We start from the raw sequence: 26,618 nt of genomic DNA on the forward strand, positions 1-26,618 counted from the left end.
TTTTGTGCAATCTTGTCATTTCGAAGAATGAGAGATCACACCAGAAGCTCCGCAAAGAATATTACTAATCTTTGTCGATCAACAAGAGGGTAAAATGATGACAAGATTGTGCTGTTTTGCGTTTCAAGGGATTTTTAGCTGTCTTCGCAGTTTGCAATCAGCAATTGTGTCATTTCGACCAAAGGGAGAAATCACATCTAATATTAGACAAAGATTGACGACTTTCTATACAGAGTTTCTCATGTGATTTCTCATTGTTCGAAATGACAACATTGTGCTGAATTATTGTTGTTATTATTTTGAATTCCTAAACTCCTTCAAAACTTCATCAATCACCCAGGTTGTTCTTGCGGCTGATGTTCCTTTTGATGGATTTACGCCTTCGTTGCCCAAAATTTCTGCGACAACAGTTTCGATAAGTGGTTGCTGAATATGAAGCGGGTTTTCGATTGTGACGCTTTCTTTTTCGCCATTTGTATATTGAATGTGTATAGGATCATTGCCGAAAGTAGAGAAAGAGATTTTCCCTTTATCGCCTACAATGTCAGTATTGTCATAACGCTCAAAACTGGCGAAGTTCCAAAGACCTGTTCCGTGAATTCCGTTTTCGAATAAAAAGGACATTGAAACCGAATCTTCGGCAGGATATGCTTTAAGCTGAGAACTGGCATGTCCGCGAACTGATTGAATTGGTCCTAATACAAAATCAAGGAAATCTAACGTATGGCACGCTAAATCGACAAAGATTCCACCACCTGAAATGTGTGGTAAAACAGTCCATGGCAAATTGATTTCGTCGTCGTACCTTTCTTCAAACGGATGATATAAAACACAATTTACATGTTTTACCGTTCCTATTTTATTTTGATCGATTAATTCTTTTATTTTTAAAAATCTTGGCAAACTTCTTCTGTAATAGGCTACAAATAATGGAACATTATGTTCTTTGCAAACGCTGATCATTTCGTTGCATTCTTCAAAAGTTAACGCCATTGGTTTTTCTACATAAACCGGTTTTCCGGCTTTGGCACATAAAATAGTATATTCTTTATGAGACGATGGAGGAGTAGCAATATAAACAGCATCGACTTCCGGATCATTGATTAAATCAATAGCATTCGAATACCATTTAGATACGTTATGGCGTTTAGCATAATCTTCGGCGAGAGCAGCATCTCTTCGCATCACGGCAACTAAGGCTGAGTTGGGAGTTTTCTGAAAAGCCGGTCCGCTTTTTACTTCGGTTACATTTCCACAGCCTATAATTCCCCATTTTACAATTTTCATTTTCTGGTTTTTTTAGTTATTTCAAATTTAAGTTTTATTTAAAAAAAGCTTGCCACGAATTGCATGAATTTTCACGAATTATTTATATTGAAACTGTGTAAAAAAGTTCGCCACAAATTCACGAAGATTTAAAAGGATTTAAGCAGATGCACACAGATTTTATTTTACCGCAAAGCACGCAAAATTTTTGTATCAGACTGGTTCTGTAAAACACAAGTTCGCAAAGCTGGTTCAATACAAAGCTTTGCGAACTTTGCATTTTCTGAAGAATATTTTTATATGAAATCTTTGCGTGCTTTGTGGTAAAATTCTCAACACAAAACAAGCAAATTAAATTCGTGCTAATTAGTGAAATTCGTGGCAAAAAAAAGCCACGAACTCACAAAAATAATTCGTGAATTCGTGGCTAATAAAATTAAGAATAAGTTTTACTTTTTAGGCAAAGCTTTAAAACCCATATTATAAAGCGTGAAAGCTTGAATGTCTACGTTTTCCTGAATCGTTGCCGCAACAGATTTTCCTGCTCCGTGACCTGCTTTTACATCAATACGAATTAAAACAGGATTGTTCCCTGTTTGTTTTTCTTGTAATTCAGCCGCAAATTTAAAACTATGTGCAGGAACAACACGGTCATCGTGATCTCCTGTTGTAACCATAGTTGCAGGATATTGAACACCTTTTTTTACGTTTTGTACAGGAGAATAACCTTTTAGGTATTCAAACATTTCTTTATTATCCTGAGATGTTCCGTAATCGTAAGCCCAACCTGCACCAGCGGTAAAAGTATGGTAACGTAACATATCCATTACACCAACTGCTGGCAAAGCTACCTTCATTAAATCAGGACGCTGTGTCATTGTTGCACCAACTAATAAACCTCCGTTAGAACCTCCGCGAATCGCTAAGAAATCTGATGAAGTATATTTTTGAGCGATTAAGTATTCACCTGCAGCAATAAAATCGTCAAATACATTTTGTTTTTGCAATTTAGTTCCCGCATCATGCCATTTTTTACCATATTCACCACCACCTCTTAAATTGGCAACAGCATAAACTCCGCCGTTTTCCATCCAAACTGCATTTGCAATGCTGAAACTTGGAGTTAAACTAATGTTGAATCCACCGTAACCATAAAGAATTGTTGGATTTTTACCATCTAATTTTAATCCTTTTTTATACGTGATAATCATCGGGATTTTTGTCCCGTCTTTTGAAGTATAGAATACTTGTTTAGATTCGTAATCTTCACTTTTAAAATCAACTTTAGGTTTTTGATATACTTCAGATTTACCTGATTTTGGTTCTAATGAATATATCGTTCCCGGAGTTGTGTAATTTGTAAAGCTGTAATACAATGTTTTTTCGTGTTTCTTTCCTCCAAATCCACCTGCAGTTCCTACAGCAGGAAGTTTGATTTCACGCACTAATTTTCCTTTATAATCGTATTGTTGTACAAACGAAACAGCATCTTTTGTGTAATTAGCAAAAAAGTATCCGCCACCAGTTGATGGTGATAAAATATTTTGAGTTTCTTTGATAAAATCCTTCCAGTTTTCTGGTTTAGGATTATTTAAGTCAACAGTAACAACACGAGTATTTGGTGCGTTCAAGTCAGTTTCGATAAACAATTTAGTACCTTCATTCTCGATAATCTGATTGTTGCTGTTAAAATTATCTACAATCGTTACAATCGGGCTGTTCGCTTTCGTTAAATCTTTAATATACAATTCATTCCCGTAAGTAGAATTGGCAGCTGAGATTACCAGGTACTTGTCATCTTCAGTAACATAACCACCTATGTATCTGCGTTTTTGATCTGCGCCAAAAATAACTTTATCTTCTTTTTGAGAAGTTCCAAGTTTGTGAAAATATAATTTATGCTGATCTGTTTTAGCAGACAATTCACTTCCTTTAGGTTTCTCATAACTAGAGTAATAAAAACCTTCATTCCCGTGCCATGCAATTCCGCTAAATTTTACATCAACCAATGTGTCTTCTATTACTTTTTTAGACAAAGCATCAATAATGATTACTTTTCTCCAGTCGCTTCCACCTTCAGAAATGGCATAAGCAGCTTTGCTTCCGTCTTTAGAAAAATCTAAACCACCAAGAGAAGTTGTTCCGTCTTTCGAGAAAGTATTTGGATCTAAGAAAACTTCCTCTTTACCGTCTTGCCCTTTTCTATAATATACGGATTGATTCTGAAGTCCGTTGTTTTTTGAATAATAAGTGAATTTTCCTTCTACAAATGGAGCACTGATTTTCTCGTAGTTCCATAATTTCTCCATGCGTTTTTTAAGTTCGTCACGAAAAGGGATTTTATCTAAATAACCATAAGTAACCTCGTTTTGAGCTTTTACCCAAGCACCGGTTTCAGCTGATTTGTCGTCTTCAAGCCAACGATATGGATCGTTTACTTTTGTATCAAAATAGACGTCAACTGTTTCGCCTTTCTGGGTTTGTGGATATTGAATTTTATTTTGTGCAAATGAAATTCCTGCAGTTGTAATTGCCATTAATAGAAATGTTTTTTTCATTGTTTAAGTTTAACAGTTGTCACAAAAATAGCGTTTTTTGTTAGATCAGTACCTATTTAACCGCAAAGTCCGCAAAGATTTTATTTAATAATGCTTTTAAAAAATACAAAGTTCGCAAAGCTAAATTTACACAAAGCTTGCGAACTTTTTGTTTTTATAAAACCAAGCATTTTTAAAAACTTTGCATTTTACCCACCAGCTTTAAAAAAAAGCGTTGTGTTATTTGCGGTAAAAATCAGGTTGTATTAGTAAGAATCAACACAAAGCTTTGCGAACTTTGTGTTTTATCAAACAGCTTTACAAAAAAGACTTTGCGTGCTTTGCGGTAAAATTTTTCAGCAAAGTAATACAAAGCTAAACCACGTAAGAAATACAAGTTCAACCAAAAACAAAAATAAACTGATATTATACTTACATAGTTTAATTAAAAAACTTATAAGTTGAAGTTGACTCCCAGAACAATATTTCGTCCAATGTTAGGAATTCCGTCTGTTTTTAATCTTGATAAGTGAGCAATATATTTTTTGTCGAATAAGTTGTTTCCGTTCAGGTTCACATCAAAAGCATGTTTCCCTAATTTTACCGTTCCGCCAAAGCCAAGATTCACCAAAGTATATCCGTTTGAAGCCGTTTCAAAACCACTAACATTATTTTGATTGAAAGTCGAAGAAACGTTTAAAGAAGCATATCCTTCTTCGAACCAGTTTTTAATTTTAAATTCAGTTCTAAGTGTATTGTTCCAGTTGTTTGCCGGAATTAATGGCAAATAATCACCATTTTGTTTTTTACCGGTTACGGTTTCAAAACTGGTTTCAAAATGTAACCAATCAAGTGGATGCGGATGAAAGTGGAAACCAACTTCACCACCGTACAATTTTGCATTATTCTGAGTATAAGCAAAAACATCATTGTCCTCGCGAGTTTCTCCAGTTGGCGAAGTGTAGATATAATTGTTGATATGATTATAGAATCCGTTAATAAAGAACTCAAAATGCGTGTTTTTATATTCCAGATTTAAATCAGTCTGAACATTTTGCTCTGTTTTCAAATCAGCATTTCCAATTTCATATCTATTGGTTCCTTCGTGAACCCCATTTGAAGTCAGTTCAGCTAAATTTGGAGATCTAAACCCAGATGCTACATTCAGTCGAAGTGTTAATGGTTCTGCCAGTTTTGTTTTATATCCTAAAGAAGCATTAAAACTGTCAAATGACCTGTCTAAAGGTAAAAAGTAACCTTCTTCGCCTTCTGTTCCGTGTGCGATAGATGTAATATTTCGGTTATCAAAACGCAATCCGGCCTGAACAACACTATTGTTCCATTCGTAATTTGCCGTTCCAAAAACACCAAAATCATTTGTGGTAGCATCCGGAATCAAATATTCTTCGCCAGAATTTTTGTTTGTTTGATGCATTCCCTGAACACCCAAAATAGTTTCAATTTTTCCCAATTTCGGAAAATGGTACTTCGCATTATAATTAAAAGTATTCAGTTTCATATGAAGCGAAGCATCGTTACTATCTTCAAACTCACTTCTGTCATTGGCAATATATCCTAAATCAACATCTAATTTCGAGTTTTGAAAAAATATAACATTGTTTAAACTCAATAAATGATTGAAGATTCCTTGTCTCGGGAACTCTGTATTTTTGCTGGTAGATTGTTCTCCAATTCCGTTATCCGGCATTCCAAGATCCAGTTTGTTGTAGTTGTATCTTAAAACACTTGAGAAACTAGAGTTGCTGTATCCAATTCCGGTTTTAAAATCAGTTTCGTTATAACGGGTATTAGTTACACGTTCCCCATCAGCAATTTTATAATCAGAATGGGAGTTGAAACTTCCGCGAACTAAGAATTTCCAGTTATCAGTAGAGGTTTTTAAACCAAGCGAAGAATTGCTTCCTTGAGTATTAGTAAAGTATTTTTGGCTAAAATTTGCTTTGAAAGTATTTGCATCAGCAAATTTCTCTGGATTAAAATATAAAACTCCTCCCAGAGCATCAGAACCGTATAATAAAGAAGCTGGGCCTTTGATCACTTCAACACTTTCGATTCCGGCATCATTTAAACCTAAACCATGTTCGTCTCCAAACTGTTGATTTTCGATACGAACACCTTGAGAATATACTAGAACTCGATTTCCGCTTAATCCGCGAATAACCGGCTTACCAATAGAAGTTCCCGTAGAAATCTGAGAAACCCCCGGAATCGTTGCTAAACCTTCGATTAAAGTAGAAGTTCCTTTTTGCTGTAATGTTTTGATACTTTCGTGTTCAACCTTCATCACGTTTTGCGATTGTAGTTTGTTGAAAGGTGTTGAAACGACAACTTCGTCCATTTCAAAAACAGATTCAGTAAGTGTTATGTTTATTGTGTTTTCTTTTAAGAGTTTTGTAATTGATTTACTCTGAGTTGTAAATCCAACAAAAGTGAAAGAAAGTCGGAAACTTCCGTTTGGGAGATTCTTAAAATCATATTTTCCGTTCGCATCAGTCGTTGTTCCTTTGTGTAATTCAGGAGCATAAACAGACACGTTTGCCAATGGTTGGTTCTCAAGATTTGTTACTGTTCCTGAAACCGAATTTTGAGCAGAAAGAATGCTCGAAAACCCTAAAATAAGGGCTAATATTAGTTTTTTCATTTGAAAATGATGCTATAATTAATTTGATTTTTATCCTTTAAAGCACAATAACTAAAAATAATAGTAAGATTCGCCGATCCTGAAAGTTTCAGAATGGGGAAATCGACTAATTTTTTTGAAATTAGATTTAAAAGATCTTTGATTTTATTTCGAAAGTTTCGAAATTAAGAAACTATAGCTTCGGGAGGGCCACGTAATAAATACGGACTTTCTGAAAGTGAAAAAACTTTTTCAGGAAGAGAGAAAAAATAAGGGATTTCAGAATTGAAAGTATGAAATTGAAAAGCAAATTGTTCAGGTACTATATAACTTCCAAAAACAAAATGACAAACAAAACATACGTCATAATCATGATGTTGATGTGTTATTTCGCCATTAGGATCATTGTAATTATGATGGCATTGTTTCTCTGAAAGTTGTTTTGCAATATGCTCATAACTGTGTATGGACTGAAACAATATTGAGAACAATACCGTTAGAGCCAAAGAAACACTTAATATGAGTTGTTTTCTTTTCATTCCCGACAAAGGTATAAAAGATCAAAGTAAAAAAGATTTATTTTTTTGATTCTGTTGCCTATTTCTTGAAAAAAGTGCAGGAAATGATTTTATTCTCGATCAAAAAGCGAATAATTACGATCTAATTGTATCCTGAACTAGCATTATATTATATTTGTAAGTAAAATAAATTTACACTAAAAAACGTTTACTTGAAAAACTCTTTAAAACCAAAATACGATATGCGATTACTTTTCAGTTGTTTGTTTTTAGTATCGTTTTTCAATTCTTTTGCTCAGGAAGTTAAACCGGAGATAAAGCCTATTGTAAAAATTGACTCATTATATCGTGAGGATCAGTTTTACTTTTCGGTTACCTACAATCTTTTGCTTAACGGACCTACGGGTTTAAAACAAAATAAATTTTCGGCTGGTGTTTCTGCCGGTTTCTTGCGGGATATGCCAATCAATAAAGACAGAACTATTGCAATTGCAGCAGGTTTTGGTTTGAGTTACCAAAATTTCTATCAAAATTTTACAGTTTCAAAAAGTGCAGACGGAACAAATGTTTACAATGTAAGTAGTTATAGCGACATTGGTTCGAATAGATATAAGCAATATTCTGTAGATGTGCCAATTGAGTTTAGATGGAGAAACTCAACTTACGAAAGTTATAAATTTTGGAGGATTTATAGCGGTGTAAAAATGAGTTATATATTCTCAGATAAATCAATTTTAAAAGACGGAGATGCCAGTTATAAAGTATCTAATAACAAAGATATCAATCAATTTCAGTACGGAGTTTATGTTTCGGCAGGTTATAATACCTGGAATGTATATTGCTATTATGGTTTGAATGGTTTATTTGATAAATCAGTTAAAACCGTTTCCGGCGAAAATGTCCAAATGAGCGCCATGAACATTGGTTTGATTTTTTACATTTTATAACCACAAATACAAAAACAGCAATTGCGGAAATATTCCGATAAATGTTCCAATTAATAATTCATTTGGCGAATGTGCTTCCATTTCTAATCGTGAAGAAGCTACAATACCAGTCATTAAAATCAAAAAAGCAGCCCAATAAGGATTTTGCATTTGAAGATGCATATTCAAACCAATTGCAAAAATTGTAAATCCGCTGATTGCCATCATATGCAAGCTTGCTTTTATCTTAAACAAAGAGCATACTAAAGCTAAAATAGTACTAAACAAGGCACCAAGAAAAAAGAAGTGTAATTCAGGATATCGAGCAATGACAATACTTCTTTTTACCAATAAAATATACAAAAAACACTGTAAAATAAGAGGGATTCTGCGTTGAGATGTTTCATGAATCATCACCGATTTGACATGTCCGGTCGAACGAAGCAATAAGAAAAACAATACCGGTACCAAAATCGTAATAATCAGAATCTGAAATAAAACATAATACTTTTCCTGATTGGTAAAAGCATCATTTTTGCAAAAAAGGTAGAATAAAGTAGCATACATCGAGATAAAAATCGGATGTAATATATAGGAAAATATAGGAAGTATTTTTTTCAAAACGTTGTGTTTAGTGGTGTTAGCAAATATAAACAAATAATGTTTTTTGCAATGAATTTCACTAATTTTTAGGGATTTTAATTTGCCGTAATTTTTTGCCACAGATTAAAAAGATTAAAAATGATTTGTTATGGGTGTAGTTTTTTTGCCACGAATTCACGAATTAGAATTGGTGTAGATTGGTGTAATTCGTAGCAAATTTTTTTCTAATCCGTGATAATCTTTTAATCTGTGGCAAAACGAATAATTAGTGAAAATTTGTGAAATTGGTGGCAAACCTTTTTTTAAATTTGACAAAAAGATTTTCTAAATGAGCATAAATTTAAAAAGCCTGATCCCGATTCTTAATGCCGAATGGACGGGCTCAAACACTGATATTTTTATTGATCACATTTCAATCGATAGCCGTTCGTTACAAAACGGATCTGAAACGTTGTTTATTGCCTTGTCTGGTGTTAATAATGACGCTCATTTGTATATTACAGAATTGATCGAAAAAGGTGTTCAAAATTTTGTTGTTCAATATATTCCTGAAAACGCTTTAGGAAAAGCCAATTTTTTAGTAGTAAAAAATACGCTTAATGCACTGCATGAATTCGCCGCATATTATCGTAATCTTTTTCATTTTCCCATTATCGGATTGACCGGAAGCAATGGTAAAACGATAGTAAAAGAGTGGCTTAATTTCTTGTTGAGCCCCGATTTTAATATAATTCGAAGTCCAAAAAGCTATAACTCGCAAGTTGGTGTTCCGTTATCTGTAATTGCTATTAATGAAAAACACAATTTAGGAATTTTTGAAGCCGGAATTTCGACGGTTAATGAAATGGTCAATCTCGAAAAAATCATTAAGCCTACCATTGGTGTTTTAACCAACATTGGTTCTGCGCATGATGAAGGTTTTGAAAACCAGCAGCAAAAAATCAATGAGAAATTATTATTATTCAAACAGTCAACAGTAATAATTTATCAAAAGAATCTCCTTGTAGATCAATGTCTGACTTTGTTTTGTACTAAATATCCATTACAAGAAAGAGATCTTTTTTCATGGAGCTTTACAGATGTTTCTGCGGACGTTTTTATTCTGAAAAGAGAGAACAAAAGCGATTCAACCAACATTAAATACCAATATAAAGGAGAAAACTTCGATTTAGAAATTCCGTTTAGTGACTCAGCTTCCATAGAAAATGCTATTTCCTGTTTAGTCGTTTTGCTTTATTTTAAATATGATTCTGAAACTATTCAAAATAGGGTTCAGAATCTGTATCCGGTACAAATGCGCCTGGAAGTAAAAAACGGAATCAATAATTGCAGTATTATTGATGATAGTTACAGTTCTGATTTTGAATCGCTGAGAATTGCCCTCGATTTTTTAGAAAGCCAACAAAAAAAGAATGCTTCAAAAACTATTATTTTGTCAGATATTGTTCAAAGCGGATTCTCTAATGAAGAGCTGTATTCTAAAGTTGCGCAATTAATTACTGATAATAATATAAACAGAGTAATCGCTATTGGAGCAACAATCTCATCTTTTGCAGATCAATTTTCTAATTGTATTACCTTTCAAAATACAGCTGAATTTATTGCTCAAATTGAAAGCCTGAATTTCGAAAATGAAACCATATTGATAAAAGGAGCAAGATCATTTCAGTTCGAAGAGATTGTTTCTTTATTAGAAGAAAAAACACATGAAACAATTCTCGAGATTAATCTGAATTCGATAAGTCATAACCTGAATTATTATAAATCAAAATTAGCCAATAACGTCAAATTGATGGTGATGGTAAAAGCATTTGGTTACGGAAACGGAGGATTGGAAATTGCTAAATTGCTTGAACATCATAAGGTAGATTATTTAGGTGTGGCTTTTGCCGATGAAGGAATCTCACTGAAAAATGGCGGAATAAAATTGCCAATTATGGTTTTAAATCCGGAATCGACCAGTTTTCCTTCGATTATTCAATACAACTTAGAACCTGAAATTTATAGCGTAAAAGGCTTGAAAGCTTTTCTTAAAATTGCCAAAGAAAAGAACTTAAAAGATTTTCCGATTCATATAAAATTAGATACAGGAATGCATCGTTTGGGTTTTGAGGAAAATACGCTGGACGAATTGATCCAGACTTTAAAAGGAAATTCAACGGTGAAAGTAAAAAGTGTTTTATCTCATTTGGCAACAAGTGATGAAGTACGATATTTTGATTTTGTTCATTCGCAAATTAATTTATTCGAAAAATTATCGTCCCGATTAATTTCAGAATTAAATATTAATCCAATTCGCCATATTTTGAATACGTCCGGAATCAGCAATTTCCCGGATGCACAATATAATATGGTGCGATTAGGAATTGGTTTGTACGGAGTTTCAAACGATCCGGCAGAACAAAAATACCTGGAAAATGTAGGGATATTAAAATCCATTATTTCTCAGGTTCGAACGATTCCTGGCGGCGACAGCGTTGGTTATGGCCGACGTTTCATGGCTGAGAAAGAAACTAAAATTGCAACAATCCCAATAGGCTATGCTGACGGCATTTCTCGCTTATGGGGAAATTTGGTTGGATATGTTGTTATTAAAAATCAAAAAGCCCAAATTGTTGGGAATGTTTGTATGGATATGCTCATGGTCGATGTGACTCATATTGATTGTAAAGAAGGGGATTCTGTAATTATTTTTGGAGAAAATCCAACGGTTGTGGAGATGGCAGTAGCTTTAAAAACAATTCCTTATGAGATCATGACCAGTATTTCGCAACGCGTAAAAAGGGTATTTTTTAGATAGAATTATGAAATTATGCAGAAAATTACGTATTTTCGATATCAATTAATTATAAACTAAAATAAACAATTATGGGGATGTTTTCAGAATTTAAGGAATTTGCAATGAAAGGCAACGTAGTCGATCTGGCTGTGGGTGTGATCATTGGAGCTGCTTTTGGTAAAATTGTAAGCTCATTAATTGAAAATGTAATTACACCATTAATACTAAAACCGGCATTAGATGCGGCTCATTTATCGACTATCGAGGAGCTGACCGCTTTTGGAGGTGTTAAGTACGGTTTGTTTCTTTCGGCAGTAATTAACTTTTTAATTGTTGCTTTTGTTTTGTTCTTAATCATTAAAGGAATAAACCATGCAAAAAAGAAAGATGTTGCTCCGCCACCGCCGGCAGGACCAACTCAGGAAGAATTACTTATTCAGATTAGAGATCTGTTAAAAAATAAATAATATACCGCTACACTAAGTCTAATTTAACCGTTCCTTAATTGGGACGGTTTTTTTTGTTTTGTTTGATTTGTAACATTTTGTTATTTTTTGTGAAGCGCCTTGTTTTGATTTTTATTATGTATACTTTTGCAGAGTAAATTAGATTAATTCATACTAAAAATATAAAAATGAGAATAGCCGTTGTAGGTGCCACTGGTATGGTTGGCGAAATAATGCTTAAAGTTTTAGCAGAAAGAAATTTTCCAGTTACTGAGTTAATTCCTGTTGCTTCTGAAAAATCAGTAGGAAAAGAAATAGAATATAAAGGTCAAAAATATAAAGTTGTTGGGTTGCAAACAGCAGTTGATTTAAAAGCGGATATCGCTCTTTTCTCAGCTGGAGGTGATACTTCATTAGAGTGGGCACCAAAATTTGCAGCAGCAGGAACTACAGTTATTGATAATTCTTCTGCCTGGAGAATGGATCCGACAAAAAAGCTAATTGTTCCGGAAATCAATGCTGATACTTTAACAAGAGAAGATAAAATTATTGCAAATCCAAACTGCTCCACTATTCAGATGGTTTTGACTTTGGCACCATTGCATAGAAAATACAATATAAAAAGAATCATTGTTTCTACCTACCAATCCATTACCGGAACAGGTGTAAAAGCAGTGAGACAATTAGAGAACGAATACGCAGGAGTTCAGGGAGAAATGGCTTATAAATATCCAATTCATAGAAATGCAATTCCACATTGCGATAGTTTCGAAGAAAACGGATACACGAAAGAAGAAATGAAATTAGTTCGTGAAACTCAAAAAATCCTTGGGGATACCACGATTAGAGTTACGGCAACTGCTGTTCGTGTACCAGTTGTAGGTGGACATAGCGAAGCTGTAAATGTTGAGTTTACAAATGATTTTGATGTAAACGAAGTTCGTGAAATTTTGCATAACACGGATGGAATAGTGGTGCAGGATAATTTAGATACTTTTACCTACCCAATGCCACTATATGCCGAAGGTAAAAATGATGTTTTTGTTGGAAGAATCCGTCGTGACGAAAGCCAGGAAAATACATTAAACATGTGGATTGTTGCTGATAACTTAAGAAAAGGTGCTGCAACAAACACAATTCAAATCGCTGAATATTTAATTGCAGCTGGTTTGGTATAATCAGAGATTAAAGAAAATTGTTATAAAGGAAAAGCCGTAATTGCAGTAATGTGATTGCGGTTTTTTTGTTGGAGTGTTTAAAAGTTTTTGAGTAAGAAATAATACTTTTGTTTTAATCATAAAAGAGTAAAGGCATGAGAACAGAAACTAGCCATTTTTGGTTTGGTAAATTTAGATCAGAAGCGGAATGTTTTAATTTTTTAGGTGAAAATGAAACGTATTATGAAGAAGATGATATAAAGGAAGATGATATAAAGGAAGAAGATAAATATATCTCTGAATTTGCAAGATCTCAAAGTGAGAATTTTTTAGATCATGACTTTATGGAAAGCGGTTTTGAAAATGAAAATGTTTCATTTGAAGAAAAATTCTCAAAATATTCTTATGCTGACCAATGGATTGTTGAAGCAAAAAGTAGATCAAAGAATCAAAATCTGGAGAGTATAAATACGATCGTGTTCATTTCGAAAGATCAGATAGAAAAACCAGTTTCAATAATTAATTCAAAATTTGAGTTACTTTATATTGGAGAAATTGAATATGAAATTTGATTAAAAAGTTTTAAAGAAATAATCTAAATCCTATCTTAGCTTATAAATACAAAAAAACTGATGAACTTCGATAACTATAAAATAATCCCCAACTATAAAACCAATAAAACAGATTTATTCCTTGCTGAGAAAGAAGAAATCCTGGCCTGCGAAAAAACCTTAAATATTGTTTTTGACGATGATTACAAACAATATGTTTTAACATACGGAAGCGGAATTCTCGGCGGAACGTATGTTAGAATTTATCTTCCGGAAAACATAATATTAACAGATACTGAATGGAAAGATCGTATAAGTGAATATTGGTTTTGGGATGAAGGAAAAGAAATATTGACAAAAGAAGAAGTATTAAACTCTGTTAGAATTGGTGATACTTTTGATGGAGATGAAATTATTCTTTACAAAGGAGAATATTTTATCTTGCCGCGAAATAGCGAAATGATCTACAAAACAGGAAAAACACTTGAAGAAACCATTACATGGTTGTGTTCATCCGGAATCCTGACCGAAGCATTTCCTGAAAGAGAATTTGAACCTTTTGATCCAGGTGAACTTATATAAATCCCAAAAAAAAATTCCAAATTCCAATTGCTATAATTGGAATTTGGAATTTTAAAAATATTGTAATTTATAGCTTAATATTCAGGTGCTAATTCTAATTCTAATCCTTCTAACTCGGTAGTAATTGGAATCTGACAACCTAAACGGCTATTTGATTTAACATAAAATGCTTCCGATAACATAGCTTCTTCTTCATCTCCCATTTCTGGTAATGCAACATCATTAAGAACATAACACTGGCAAGAAGCACACATGGCCATTCCGCCACAGGTTCCTTCAACAGGAAGTTCGTATGCTTTGCATAACTCCATTATATTCATTGCCATATCAGTTGGAGCTTGTAATTCGTGTATAACTCCTTCTCGATCTTTAATCTTTATTAATACATCCATTTTAATTATTTGGAATTTTACTGATTAGGATTTTATAACGTGAAAAAATCCCTAATTACATTAACTATTTTTTATACTAAATGCGTATTCTTTTTTATTACCTTCTTTAAGACGCATTTTTACACCAAGGGTATTTCCGTTTTTTTCTAGTATCGTTACAAAAGCAATTACAGAATAATAATCTTTGTCTGCCTGAAAGATTAAAGTTCCTTCGTAAGTCGAATTCATTACACCTTGCTTGTCTGTTGTTACAGATACTTTTCTTGGATGACTAAATTCTGCAGTGCTATAAGTAGCTTTGTTTGCAAATTTGGCTTTTCCGTTGCAGAAATCGAATAAGAAGTCATAATTACCAATTCTCAGGGAGCCTTCTTCATCACTTGCATTAGTCGAAAATACTATTTGACCTGCGTATTTAAAATCTGACCATTCTTCTGCTTCATTTAGCCAGGCTTTGTCAACAATTAATGTTTGTGTGGTTTGCTGGGCATAACTTACAGAAACAAAAAACAACAATAAAAATAGAGCGTAATAGTTCTTCATAAATTTAAGGTTTTGGGGTTATGTGACAAATTTAAGTTAAATATGTAACAATTCCTTAACGGAAACTCTTAAATCTTTATGTTGTTTTTTATTAAATTCGTAATAAGTGACTTTAATTTTGTTTTATTTTTGAATATTTAGAAATCAAACCCTTCAAAGAGCTATTATTCCTGTTAAATATTCAAATCTAAAAAATAGAAAAAATACTGTTTTTATTACATTATATTAACCACAGTTTCAATTTGTGGTGCATATTTTTTTATTGTAGTTTCAACCCCTGCTTTCAAAGTCATTTGATTAACACTGCAGCTAATGCATGCTCCTTCAAGTCGAACTTTAACGTGTTTGTCGTCGTCTATAGAAATTAGAGTAATGTCTCCACCGTCAGAATTTAAAAAAGGTCTGATTTCTTCTAGAGCTAATAATACGTTGTTTGTTAATTCTTCTGTTGTCATAATTTTATCAATTAGGTAATTAGTCAAATTAGATAATTAGAAAATTCACTTTGAAGTAAAATTGTCTAATTATCTAATTTTCAAATCATCTCATTAGTTGTATCTCAATTATCTAATTATTTCTTAACTGCTGAGCAACCTGCCATAGTTGTAATTTTGATGGCTTCTGTTGCAGGTAAATTGTCATTTCTGTTTACTACTTCCTGAACAACATTTCTGGTTATTTCTTCAAAAACAGTTTCGATTGCTGATGCCGTTTGCATTGCTGCAGGGCGACCAAAATCTCCCGCTTCGCGAATAGATTGTACAATTGGTACTTCTCCTAAAAATGGAACATCAAGATCTTCGGCAAGGTTTTTTGCACCTTCCTGACCAAAGATATAGTATTTATTGTCAGGTAATTCTTCTGGTGTAAAGTACGCCATATTTTCGATAATTCCCAAAACAGGAACATTAATGTTGTCCTGCATAAACATAGCAACACCTTTTTTAGCATCGGCAAGAGCCACAGCCTGAGGTGTACTTACTACAACAGCACCGGTAATTGGTAATGATTGCATGATCGAAAGATGAATATCTCCCGTTCCTGGAGGTAAATCGATTAACATGAAATCTAATTCTCCCCAATCAGCATCAAAAATCATTTGGTTCAAAGCTTTTGCAGCCATTGGACCTCTCCAGATAACCGCCTGACTTGGAGCAGTGAAAAAACCAATAGAAAGTATTTTTATACCATAACTTTCAACAGGTTTCATTTTTGATTTTCCGTCAACAGTAATCGAAATTGGTTTTTCGTTTTCAACATCAAACATAATAGGCATCGAAGGCCCGTAGATATCTGCATCAAGAACACCAACATTAAAACCCATTTTAGCAAGTGTTACAGCAAGATTCGCAGTAACAGTCGATTTTCCAACTCCACCTTTACCAGAAGCAACGGCAATAATATTTTTGATTCCCGGAATAGCTTTTCCTTTTATTTCGTTAGGATTTTCTTTTGCCTCAACTTTAATGTTTACTTTGATTTTTGCCTCAGGAGATACCAATTCAAGAATTGTTTTTTTGATATCGTCTTCAGCTCTTTTTTTAATGTGCATTGCTGGCGTATGCAGAACTAAATCTACTACAACTTCATCACCAAAAGTTATTACATTGGCAACAGCACCACTTTCAACCATATTTTTTCCTTCGCCAGCTATAGTGATTGTCTCTAGAGCTTTAAGAATTTCTTTTCTATCTAATTTCATTTTAATCTACTGTTTTCTATTGAAAGAAATCGATTTAAGCATTGTGTTTATTTAAACTGATTTCAGACTACAAAGATAACAGATTATGTTCGGATTCAAACCCTTTTAAATTGTATTTATTGATATTGAGATTAGTCAAAATGATTCTTATTGTTTGTATTTACTTTCTTATATCAAAAAATTGTTGGCACCATTTCACCTGCTCCTCTATACAAAGAATTCTTTTTGAGCTAAAACATATGAATTTTACGATAAATTTTAAGAATAGGTTGACTAAAATTCCAATAATCTTCGCTATATTTGAGTACCCTAAATTTATAATTTCTACTGTTTTTTAAAAATATCTGAAAACTTGTTAATAGGTAAATTATAGTTTTTCGTTATTTTTTAATAAAATTTATTTGCTAAAATCTAAATCTAAAAAGTATGCGAAATTTTACTTCTTTACCTGTTATTGCGGCCGTTATATTTTTGATGTTTTCCTTTGAATCTTCAGGAAAGGAAATCGAAATAAAAAGTAGAATGACGGGGTCTGAAAATACTTTTATAATCAAAAAGTACGTATCGAAAGTTACTGTTAATGCGGAATCGATTACTGAGTTTTACAAGAAATATCCCAAATTAAAAAAGTACCAAAGTGACGTTTTAGATCTGTATAAAAAGAAAGAATACAGTGCAATCTGGCATGACGATAAAAGAGTCAGCGAATTTGGTTCGTTACTCTATCATAAAGTACGTTTATTGGGTGACCAGGGGATCAAGGCTACTATGCCTTATATGAATTTGGTCGATGATGTTTTTAATGAAAACGTGTCCAATAAACTTCCTCAGATAGATACAGAACTTTTATTATCGAATATGTATGTCTTTTATGCCAGTAATGTATATTCTGGTGTTGATCCCGCAACCTTAAAGAAAATTGGTTGGTTTTTGCCGGCAAAAAGTATTTCGTATGCCAAGATATTAGATTCATTGATAGTTGATCCCGCAAGATTAAATAAAGATGAAAATCTTTTGTTTGGGCAATATTACAAGCTTAAAGCAATGTTGAAAAAATATCGAACTATTGAGCAAAATAAGCAATGGACAAAAATAGATATAGACAGCTTAAATTATAAGGATTTAAAGCCTTTTGATAGTGGAGTTGCTGTAAAACAAATAAGAGCACGATTGTTTGTAGTTGGAGATTTAGCACAAGATTCTAAAAGAGATGTTTACGATGAGGAGATGATGGCTGGTGTTTTAAAATATAAAAAGAGATACGGTCTTAAATTAAATTATACACTTACCAGAGATCATATCAACCAAATGAATGAGCCAATTGGAAATCGTATTAAGACGATAATGCTTAATATGGAACGCTGCAGATGGATACCAACTAACTTGGTACAAGCTAGTGAATACATTATGATTAACATACCATCATTTAGATTGGTGTATGTAAAAAATGGTAAATATGAATTGGTTTCGGATGTTTTTGTTGGAACCAGGATGACTGAAACAGTGATTTTTAGCGGAATGATGGACAGAATCGTATTTAGTCCTTATTGGTATGTGCCGCAGAGTATTATTAAAAATGAATTAAAACTCAAAATGGCCGAAGATAAAAATTATCTGGCAGATCATAATATGGAATGGAATGGCGGAAATGTTCGTCAAAAACCTGGACCTAAAAATTCTTTGGGATTGGTTAAATTTATGTTCCCAAACCCAAATGATATTTATTTGCACGATACCCCGGCTAAGAGTTTATTTGATTTTGAAAAACGTATTTTTAGTCATGGATGTATTAATGTTAAAGAAGCAAAAAATTTGGCTCTTGCTATTTTAAAAGACGATCCGGATTGGCCTGTTGATAAAATAGATCAGGCAATGAGTGGGGAGAAAGAGACAACTTGTAAGCTTAAAACTAAAATCCCAATCTATATTGGTTACTTTACAGCGTGGGTTAATGATGAAGGAGAAATTGGTTTTTATCCGGATGTGTATGACAGAGACGCGCAATTAGATAAATTGCTTTACTCAGATTCTGTTGCTATAAAATAAGTGCGAGCAAAGATTGTATTGTTAAGAATAAAAAAAAACCCGCCAGATTTAAAGGATCTGGCGGGTTTTTTTTAAAAAAATGGTCTACAAGCTTATTCGTATTTTAAATATTTCAAGATGTCTATTTTAGTTACCTGATAGGCTTTTGCTAAAACAATTATTAAGGTCAGAGCCAACAAAGAAATCAGCGCAATACTAAACGGAATAACCGAAACATTGATTCTAAAAGCAAAATCCTCCAGCCACTTTTGCAATAAAATGTAAGCAGGTATGATGCCAATTACAAAACCTATTAGGCAAAAACCAACATATTGTTTTGAAAGATCTTTTAGCAGAGCATCAGTTTCGGCGCCCAATGTTTTTCTAATCGCAATTTCTTTCAATCGTCGCTCCATCGAAAAAGAAGCTAAAGCGAATAGTCCAAAAATGGCAATTATGATTACTACAAGATTCAGAATAAAAAATAAATCTTTCTGTTTTACCTGTTCCTGATAGGTTTTGGCAAATCCCTTATTTACAAATTCATATTGAAAAGGATAATCCTGATTGATGTTTTTCTCCCAGTATGTTTTTAGTTTATCTAAAGTTCCGGTTAAATTATTTGGAGAAACCTTTACATAAATATTGTCAAAATTATTCCATTTTAAGGTTTTTATGCTGATAAAGACCATAGGCGGAACTTTATTTTGAAATCCTGTAATGTGAAAGTCTTTAACAACTCCTACAATTTTAAATTTCAAGTTTCCTTTTTCATTTCCCCAACCGGAACTTATTATCGTGTTTATGGGGTTTTTAAGTCCCAGTGTTTTAGCGAGTGTCTCATTTATGAGCCAATTGCTAATTGTGTCCGAAGCGTATTTTGTAGATAAATCGCGTCCTTTTACAATCTTAATTTTCATCATGTCCAGAAAACCAAAATCCATATCAACGTTTCTAGGTTGTACAAAAACACCATTGTATGTAAATCCGGAACTTGAATTGGTACTATTACCAAAAGAACCTGCAAAAGTAGATACGTCCTGAACACCGGATAGTTTAAGGAGTTCTTGTTTTATAGTCAGATATTGTTGTATTTTTTTATTGCGATCTGGAGATTTTAAAGGAATTTTGATTACCTGATCCCCGGTAAAACCAAGATCTTTATTCATCATATAATTTACCTGCGAGTTGACAATCAAGGCGCCAATGATAAAAAAGGCAGCAATACCAAATTGAAAAATCAACATTGAATTTCGAATCCAGATACCGCTTTTGCTTCTGGAGAAGTTGCCTTTTAAAACCTTTAAAGTTTCAAAATTTGAAATATAAACCGCTGGGAATATACCTGCAAGAACAATTACTAATCCAAAGATAAAAATAAGCTGCAGGTAAAATTCGCTGCCATTCATGGTCAAAGATTTCCTTAGGAAGTTATTGTAGTATGGTAAAGAAAGTTCTACTATTGCCAGAGCAAAAAGAATAGCTAAAACAACAATAATAGCCGTTTCGAATATAAATTGGGCTATGATTTGCGTTTTGCTTGCCCCTACAATTTTACGGACACCTACTTCTTTAGCACGTTTAACAGCAGAAGCGGTTGCCAGATTAATATAGTTTACAAGTGATAAAATTAAAATCAATATAGATAAACCTACCATGATGTAGAGCAATTGCAGATTGCCTTTTCCTTCTGGAAAATTGACTCCTGCAGTAGATTTTGTACCATACAAGCGTGCCTTGTCTAAGGGATCGAGAATAACCTTAACCTCGCCATTTTCCTTCACATATTCTTCAGGTGTCTGACCATTTGCTTTAGCGTCTTTCACGGTTCTGTTAACAAAATTTACATTTTGCATCTTCTTCAAAAGTGATTCCTCACTAGTGCCTTTCCTCACTTTAATCATCAGGGTGTAATTAAAATTTCCCCAGTTGTTAGCGTCACCATCTTCTAATAAACCTCCAAAAACATAATTTGGTTCAATAGAAGAAGGGCTCATAACTTTATAAACAGATTTTATAACATAAGATTTGTTATCATTTATAAGGATTTTGCCAATAGGATCTTCATTTTTAAATATTTTTTTAGCCTCGTCTTCTGAAATGGCTACACTGTTTTTTTCTTTAAGGATGTCTTTTTTTGCCCCTTTTACAATAGGAAAAGGAAAAGCGTCAAAAAAGTCATAATCAGCGACTATAATTTTTTTACCCATCCATTTTTGATTCTGATATTTTATTACCTCCTCATAATACCAGCTATCAAAAAAGCAAATAGATTCGATTTCGGGAATTGTTGCTTTGCAGGTAACTCCAAAAGGAATTGTACTTGATGGCCAGATATCTCCAGTTGCCCCAATTTTATTCAGTACCTGATACACGTTTTCTTTCTCAGGATTCCATTGGTCGTATGTATTTTCGTTATTCCAGTATAAAATGGCGAAAATCACTCCGGCGATTCCAATGCTTAGTCCCAGAATATTCAAAAACGAAAACAATTTGTTTTGTTTTAAATGATATATGAATATTTTAAACCAGTTAAAAATCATGTTGTATTTTTTATATTATTATAGTTGCTTTTAAAACCTGTCGGTTTTATATCGTTGCCAGTACTTTGCAAACAAATCCCACTAGAAATAAGATTGCGGTTACAATAAATTTTATCATTTTGTGATTATTTAGCGTCCATAAAAACATCAACATTTCTCTGATTTAATCGCTCAGAGAATATAACACCATCTTTCATATGAATCGTTCTTTGCGAAAACGAAGCATCATAATCAGAGTGCGTAACCATCAAAATTGTGGCACCTTTTGCATGCAAATCTGTCAAAAGTTCCATTACTTCATTACCATTTTTACTATCCAAATTTCCTGTAGGCTCATCGGCAAGAATGATTTTAGGATCGTTTACCAAAGCTCTTGCAACTGCAACCCTTTGTTGTTGCCCTCCTGAAAGCTGTTGCGGATAATGTTTTAATCGATGTGAGATATTAAGCTTCTCAGCAATCGCTTCAATTTTTTGTTTTCTGTCCGATGCTTTTACATTGTTGTAAAGCAAAGGCAATTCGATATTATCATAAACCGAAAGTTCATCGATTAAGTTGAAGTTTTGAAATATAAAACCAATATTTTCTTTACGAACAACAGCTCTTCCTTTCTCCTTTAAGCCAATCATTTCCTGATCTAATAATTTATAACTTCCGCCATCTGCACTGTCCAAAAGGCCTATGATGTTTAATAAAGTCGATTTTCCGCAACCCGAAGGTCCCATAATAGTAAGGAAATCTCCTTTTTTAATTTCTAAAGTAATCCCGCTTAAAGCTGCCGTTTCTACTTCTTCTGTTCTAAAAACTTTGGTTAAATTTTGAATTGTTATCATAGTTTTAAAATTTTAGTTGTTATTGATTGTATTTTTTGATTGATGATTGAAACTTTATTAATTGTGAATTAAACCCTGACCGTGACTGAAAACTGTGACTGAAACTATTATTGAAAACTATTATTGAGAACTAATCGACAACTCTTCGATATCTTTGTAATCCGTATAAGATGAGGTAATCACAGATTCTCCTTCTTTCAAACCTTCCAGAACTTCGTAATAAGAAGGATTTTCACGTCCTAATTTTATGTTTCTTCTTATAGCTTTGTTTCCTTTTACTACAAATATCCATTTTCCTGCTGTTTCCTGATTAAAACTTCCTTTTTGCACAACAAGAGTTTTATTTTTCTCTGATAAAATTAGTTTTACGCCAAAACTTAATCCGTCTTGTAATGCAATATCTTCTTTAGACGTAAAAGCCAATTCTACTATAAAATGTCCGCCTTTAACCTCTGGGATTACTTTGGTTACCAGAACTTCAAGATTTTTACCTTTAAATTCTACTTGACCTTTTAAGCCTTCGCGTATTTTTTCCAGATAAAATTCATCTACATCTGCTGTTAGCTTATAGCCCTGTTTAGAATCTATTCTTCCGATGCTCTCGCCAGCCTGAAATGTCTTTCCTAAAACCGGTTGAAACGATGTTAATCTACCGGATTCCGGCGCTATAATCAGGAAATTCTTTTTATTGTTTCTCAAAATATCTAAACTTTTTTCCATGGTTTGGATTGAATTATTGATTTGAGAAATCTGAACCTGATTCGTTTGTTTCTCTTTTTGAATACTTTGCTGAATCGTTCTTTTGCGTTCCTCCTGAAAACGTAAGCTTTCTTTGAAATTATTCCAGTCATTTCTCGAAATCACTTCTTTTTCATATAATCGTGCATTCATGTCGTACAACCTTTTAGCATCATTATAATCATGTTCGATCAAAACTAAATCTTTTGTCAAATTTAATTCCTGATTTCTAATGTTTAGTTTTCCGGTGTTCAAATTATTGATTTGCTCAATAATTGCTGTTTCCTGAGTTAGGTAATTCAATTCAGTATTTGGGTTGTATAAACGGGCCAATGATTGACCTTTGGTAACCATCGCACCATTTTCTACAAAAATCTCTTTTACAGATCCACCTTCAGTAACATTTACAAGCATTACATTCAAAGGTTCTACTTTGGCCTGAAAAACAACGAAATCTTCAAAAAAAGCTTTTTCAACTTTCTGAATACTTAGTTCTTCGGCTTTTACATTTAAACTTCTTTTGGTGTTAAACGAAAAAAAGATGATTGTTGCCAAAACTAAAAAAACTCCAATTGCTATTGTGAGATACCTAAATTTTCTATTTTTACGAGGAATTACTTTGTCCATTTCTTTAATAATTTACTGATAGTCAATAGGTAAATACTGTGCCATAAAATTTATTATTTGTAAAGTATTGATTTTAAAGAAGCTTTAGAAACCATTCAAAAAAAGGACTGTTCGATAATGAACAGTTGACCGTTCATTATCGAACAAAAAAAGATATCATGCGAAGAAAACTAGCCCAAATATTAATCGTTGACGATCAGGAAGAAATTCTTTTTTCGGCAAAAATGATTCTCAAAAAACATTTCGAGACGATTTTTACAGCAAATAATCCCAAAAAAATCATTTCTATTTTGAATGAAAATGAAATAAACGTGGTTTTATTAGACATGAATTATCGAATTGGTTTTGAAGATGGGCGAGAAGGCATTCATTGGCTCAAAGAAATTAAAACGCTTTCGCCACAAACAGTAGTGATTCTAATGACCGCTTTTGGTAAAATTGATACTGCCGTTGAAGGCATAAAAATTGGTGCTTTTGATTATGTTTTGAAGCCCTGGAATAACGAAAAGTTGCTCGAAATAATAGACAAGGCTGTCGCCGAAAGCAGAAAAAACAGCAAAAAGGTTGTAATAGAAAAAGTAGAGAAAAATTATTTCGTTGGCAGTTCTCTAAAAATAAAACAATCTTATTCGATTGCTGAAAAAGTTGCAAAAACAGATGTGAATGTCTTGATTTTAGGCGAAAACGGAACGGGAAAATATGTTTTTGCCGAATTTATTCACCAGAATTCAGAACGAAAAACACAGCCTTTTGTTCATGTTGATTTAGGCTCTTTGAGTGACAATTTATTCGAAAGTGAACTTTTTGGTTATGCCAAAGGAGCTTTTACAGATGCGAAATCAGATACGCCAGGAAGATTCGAAACCGCTTCAGGAGGAACTATTTTTTTGGATGAAATAGGTAATATTCCGCTTCATCTGCAATCCAAATTATTGCATGTTTTGCAAACCAAAACCGTTACGCGTTTGGGCGAAAGTAAAGCAAGACCTTTAAACGTTCGTATTATTGCAGCAACAAACAGTGATTTAAAAGCTGAGGTTAAAAACAAAACCTTTCGCGAAGATTTATTGTACCGAATAAATACGATGGAAATTTATTTGCCTTCGTTACGCGAACGAAAAGATGATATTGTACCAATGGCACACTTTATTCTGGATAAAATTGCAGAAAAATACAATCAGGAAAACTGGCATTTTGAAGAAAATGTTGGATCTTATTTAGAGAAATATCCTTGGAAAGGAAACATTCGTGAACTTGAAAATAAAATCGAACGCGCCTTAATCTTAGCAGATAATAATACAATTGCCGTAACCGATTTAGATATTCTTGATTTTGAGGAAATTCAGGAAAATGATGAAAACCCGTTATCTGAAATGGAAAAAAATGCGATCGAAAAAATACTTTTCAAACACAACGGAAATATCAGTAAAACAGCTGAAGAGCTTGGTTTGTCAAGAGCAGCTTTGTACAGAAGAATCGAGAAATACGATTTAAAGAATATTTAAACACAGTGTGATTTAACCGCAGAGCACGCAAAGTATTTTTTTTGCTGTGTTTGCAGTTGGCTTTATTAAGTTCGCAAAGCTGTTGTTGCGAACCTTGCGTAAATCCTTTGCGACCTTTGCGGTTAAATTTTTCAGCATTATTAAGTATAAAAAAATGAAACAATGAAAAACTGGAAATTCTATAATGCTTTGTTTGTAAGGGTTCTGTTTGTTATGATACCCTTTTTCTTTTGTGTTTTTTTGATTTACAAAGGATTGTATTACAATGCTGTTTTAGTTGGTTTCTTTGTTTTGCTAATGCTTTCTGAAATGTATTTTTATATCAAAAAGCAATCCTCGTTTTATGATAAAATTTTGCTTTCGATTTTGCAAAATGATTTTTCAACTAATTTTCCGGAACAACAAAAAAAGGAAAATTTTCAGAATTTATCTCTTTTATACAATAAGTTAAAATTTCAGCAACAAGAGCAAACTTCAAAACAGCTTATTTATCAATCGATTTTAAATAATATTGATACGGCAGCTTTAATTCTAGAGAAAGAAGATGACGATTGGAGTATTTTTTTAATGAATGATTGTTTTTCGAGTTTGTTTAAAGTTCCAAAAGTAAGTCATTGGAATTATCTTAAAAACTATTTGCCATCACTTTGCGATGAAATTGAAAATGTTGGTTTTACAGAGTTAAAATCAGCAATTTCGATTAAAATTGAAGATCAGGATTTGCAGACTTTTATGTTGCAGACTTCCTATACAAAAACATACGAAAAAGAATATTTTATCATTTTATTGGATAGTATTCAGCGTGTGATTGAGAAAAAGGAAAAAGAAGCCTGGATCAATTTAATGAAAATTATTTCGCATGAGCTAATGAATTCGTTGACGCCAATTCGTGCACTTTCGCAGAATCTTCTTCAAATTGTCGATCAGGAACAATTAGAAGAAGATGATTTTGATGACATAAAAAGCAGTATTTCGACCATTATAAATCGAAGTGATCACTTGCAGGTATTTGTAGAAAATTACCGAAAACTCGCCATGTTGCCAACGCCAACGAAACAAATGACGCCAATAAATGTACTTTTTGAAGATTGTATGCGAATCATGAGTCCAATTTTGAAAGCGGAAAATATCGAATTAGTAAATGATATTAATAGTTCAAGATCTATTTTGATTGACAAAAACCAAATGGAACAAGTGATTATTAATTTAATCACAAACAGTATATATGCCTTAAAAGAAAAGGCCGAAAAGAAAATGTTCTTATCAAGTTACACAGAAAATAATCGCTTTTTTATCACCATTTCAGACAACGGAAAAGGAATTGATCAGGAAATTCGAGACAAAGTATTCTTGCCCTTTTTTACCACCAGAAAAGATGGCGCCGGAATTGGTTTAACACTTTCTAAAAACATTATAGAAGCACACGGCGGTTACTTAAGCTACCAAACCGATGAAGATAAAACGAGCTTTGTGATTTGTTTGATTTGATTTTTGAACCATATAAGTGATATAGGTTCATATTAAGCATTGTACATAAATCTCTTGCAAAGTCGTGAAATTATTTTTATTAATCGCGCAAAGTCGCAGAGTCGCAAAGAAAAACTTAAAAAGAATAAAAAACTTTGCGGCTTCGCGACTTTGCGCGATTAAAAAGACAAAGTAAATCAAGCCATACTTTAAATGAACTTATATCACTTATATGGT

21 protein-coding genes are annotated in these 26,618 nt (G+C 33.0%); 9 read left to right on the plus strand and 12 right to left on the minus strand.

Features of this window, described 5'->3' with window-relative positions:
- Positions 1-294 precede the first annotated feature (294 nt).
- From QLQ94_RS06620 to QLQ94_RS06635, 4 genes are all read right to left on the minus strand, one after another.
- Positions 295-1,287 carry a Gfo/Idh/MocA family protein gene (locus QLQ94_RS06620; RefSeq protein WP_482499387.1) on the minus strand — a complete coding sequence of 331 codons (993 nt, stop codon included), beginning with the start codon at positions 1,285-1,287 and terminating at the stop codon, positions 295-297.
- Between the two features lie 428 nt (positions 1,288-1,715).
- Positions 1,716-3,824 carry a prolyl oligopeptidase family serine peptidase gene (locus QLQ94_RS06625; protein ID WP_427402091.1) on the minus strand — a complete coding sequence of 703 codons (2,109 nt, stop codon included), beginning with the start codon at positions 3,822-3,824 and terminating at the stop codon, positions 1,716-1,718.
- 433 nt (positions 3,825-4,257) lie between these two features.
- The gene (locus QLQ94_RS06630; protein ID WP_482499389.1) at positions 4,258-6,465 is read right to left on the minus strand and encodes a TonB-dependent receptor; all 2,208 of its coding nucleotides are present in this window, start codon (positions 6,463-6,465) and stop codon (positions 4,258-4,260) included.
- A gap of 164 nt (positions 6,466-6,629) precedes the next feature.
- Positions 6,630-6,983 carry a hypothetical protein gene (locus QLQ94_RS06635; protein ID WP_482499390.1) on the minus strand — a complete coding sequence of 118 codons (354 nt, stop codon included), beginning with the start codon at positions 6,981-6,983 and terminating at the stop codon, positions 6,630-6,632.
- 191 nt (positions 6,984-7,174) lie between these two features.
- Here QLQ94_RS06635 and QLQ94_RS06640 point away from each other — a divergent pair, with 191 nt between their 5' ends.
- Entirely contained in the window at positions 7,175-7,909 is a 735-nt protein-coding gene (locus QLQ94_RS06640; RefSeq protein WP_338083393.1) for a porin family protein, read from the plus strand.
- Here the strand turns inward: QLQ94_RS06640 and QLQ94_RS06645 are convergent.
- Positions 7,904-8,509, minus strand: coding sequence for a hypothetical protein (locus tag QLQ94_RS06645; protein ID WP_482499392.1), 606 nt, complete (start codon positions 8,507-8,509; stop codon positions 7,904-7,906). The genes QLQ94_RS06640 and QLQ94_RS06645 overlap by 6 nt on opposite strands.
- Before the next feature lie 310 nt (positions 8,510-8,819).
- Between QLQ94_RS06645 and QLQ94_RS06650 the strand changes: the two genes are divergently transcribed.
- From QLQ94_RS06650 to QLQ94_RS06670, 5 genes are all read left to right on the plus strand, one after another.
- A complete protein-coding gene (locus tag QLQ94_RS06650; protein WP_482499394.1) occupies positions 8,820-11,291 on the plus strand; it encodes a bifunctional UDP-N-acetylmuramoyl-tripeptide:D-alanyl-D-alanine ligase/alanine racemase in 2,472 nt (823 codons plus the stop codon).
- Positions 11,292-11,359: 68 nt separating this feature from the next.
- Complete coding sequence (mscL, locus tag QLQ94_RS06655) at positions 11,360-11,737, plus strand: large conductance mechanosensitive channel protein MscL (RefSeq protein WP_271337466.1); 378 nt, start codon at positions 11,360-11,362, stop codon at positions 11,735-11,737.
- 167 nt (positions 11,738-11,904) lie between these two features.
- Positions 11,905-12,894: an aspartate-semialdehyde dehydrogenase gene (locus tag QLQ94_RS06660; RefSeq protein ID WP_482499395.1), complete on the plus strand. Its 990-nt coding sequence runs from the start codon at positions 11,905-11,907 to the stop codon at positions 12,892-12,894.
- 134 nt (positions 12,895-13,028) lie between these two features.
- A complete protein-coding gene (locus QLQ94_RS06665; protein WP_482499396.1) occupies positions 13,029-13,445 on the plus strand; it encodes an immunity 22 family protein in 417 nt (138 codons plus the stop codon).
- Positions 13,446-13,505: 60 nt separating this feature from the next.
- Complete coding sequence (locus tag QLQ94_RS06670) at positions 13,506-14,006, plus strand: SMI1/KNR4 family protein (protein WP_271337469.1); 501 nt, start codon at positions 13,506-13,508, stop codon at positions 14,004-14,006.
- 74 nt (positions 14,007-14,080) lie between these two features.
- On the opposite strand, the gene QLQ94_RS06675 is transcribed toward QLQ94_RS06670, so the two are convergent.
- From QLQ94_RS06675 to QLQ94_RS06690, 4 genes are all read right to left on the minus strand, one after another.
- Complete coding sequence (locus QLQ94_RS06675) at positions 14,081-14,398, minus strand: 2Fe-2S iron-sulfur cluster-binding family protein (RefSeq protein WP_026982672.1); 318 nt, start codon at positions 14,396-14,398, stop codon at positions 14,081-14,083.
- A gap of 60 nt (positions 14,399-14,458) precedes the next feature.
- On the minus strand, positions 14,459-14,941 hold the full coding sequence (locus QLQ94_RS06680; RefSeq protein WP_271337470.1) for a hypothetical protein: 483 nt from the start codon (positions 14,939-14,941) through the stop codon (positions 14,459-14,461).
- Between the two features lie 215 nt (positions 14,942-15,156).
- The gene (locus QLQ94_RS06685) at positions 15,157-15,396 is read right to left on the minus strand and encodes a NifU family protein (protein ID WP_213306350.1); all 240 of its coding nucleotides are present in this window, start codon (positions 15,394-15,396) and stop codon (positions 15,157-15,159) included.
- A 116-nt stretch (positions 15,397-15,512) separates the two neighbouring features.
- A complete protein-coding gene (locus QLQ94_RS06690) occupies positions 15,513-16,643 on the minus strand; it encodes an Mrp/NBP35 family ATP-binding protein (RefSeq protein WP_271337471.1) in 1,131 nt (376 codons plus the stop codon).
- A 426-nt stretch (positions 16,644-17,069) separates the two neighbouring features.
- Between QLQ94_RS06690 and QLQ94_RS06695 the strand changes: the two genes are divergently transcribed.
- Entirely contained in the window at positions 17,070-18,689 is a 1,620-nt protein-coding gene (locus QLQ94_RS06695) for a L,D-transpeptidase family protein (protein ID WP_482499399.1), read from the plus strand.
- Positions 18,690-18,781: 92 nt separating this feature from the next.
- Here the strand turns inward: QLQ94_RS06695 and QLQ94_RS06700 are convergent, their stop codons facing one another.
- The 3 genes from QLQ94_RS06700 to QLQ94_RS06710 all read right to left on the minus strand — a co-directional run bounded on the left by QLQ94_RS06700 (position 18,782) and on the right by QLQ94_RS06710 (position 23,409).
- The gene (locus QLQ94_RS06700; RefSeq protein ID WP_482499401.1) at positions 18,782-21,211 is read right to left on the minus strand and encodes an ABC transporter permease; all 2,430 of its coding nucleotides are present in this window, start codon (positions 21,209-21,211) and stop codon (positions 18,782-18,784) included.
- Between the two features lie 125 nt (positions 21,212-21,336).
- A complete protein-coding gene (locus QLQ94_RS06705; RefSeq protein ID WP_482499403.1) occupies positions 21,337-22,044 on the minus strand; it encodes an ABC transporter ATP-binding protein in 708 nt (235 codons plus the stop codon).
- Between the two features lie 120 nt (positions 22,045-22,164).
- Complete coding sequence (locus tag QLQ94_RS06710) at positions 22,165-23,409, minus strand: efflux RND transporter periplasmic adaptor subunit (protein WP_271337475.1); 1,245 nt, start codon at positions 23,407-23,409, stop codon at positions 22,165-22,167.
- A gap of 158 nt (positions 23,410-23,567) precedes the next feature.
- On the opposite strand from QLQ94_RS06710, the gene QLQ94_RS06715 reads away from it, so the two are divergent.
- Complete coding sequence (locus tag QLQ94_RS06715; RefSeq protein ID WP_482499405.1) at positions 23,568-24,914, plus strand: sigma-54-dependent transcriptional regulator; 1,347 nt, start codon at positions 23,568-23,570, stop codon at positions 24,912-24,914.
- Positions 24,915-25,076: 162 nt separating this feature from the next.
- Positions 25,077-26,402, plus strand: a complete 1,326-nt coding sequence (locus QLQ94_RS06720) for a sensor histidine kinase (RefSeq protein ID WP_271337477.1) — start codon at positions 25,077-25,079, stop codon at positions 26,400-26,402.
- The last annotated feature ends 216 nt before the right edge of the window (positions 26,403-26,618 follow it).

The organism is Flavobacterium sp. B114r (assembly GCF_056824125.1).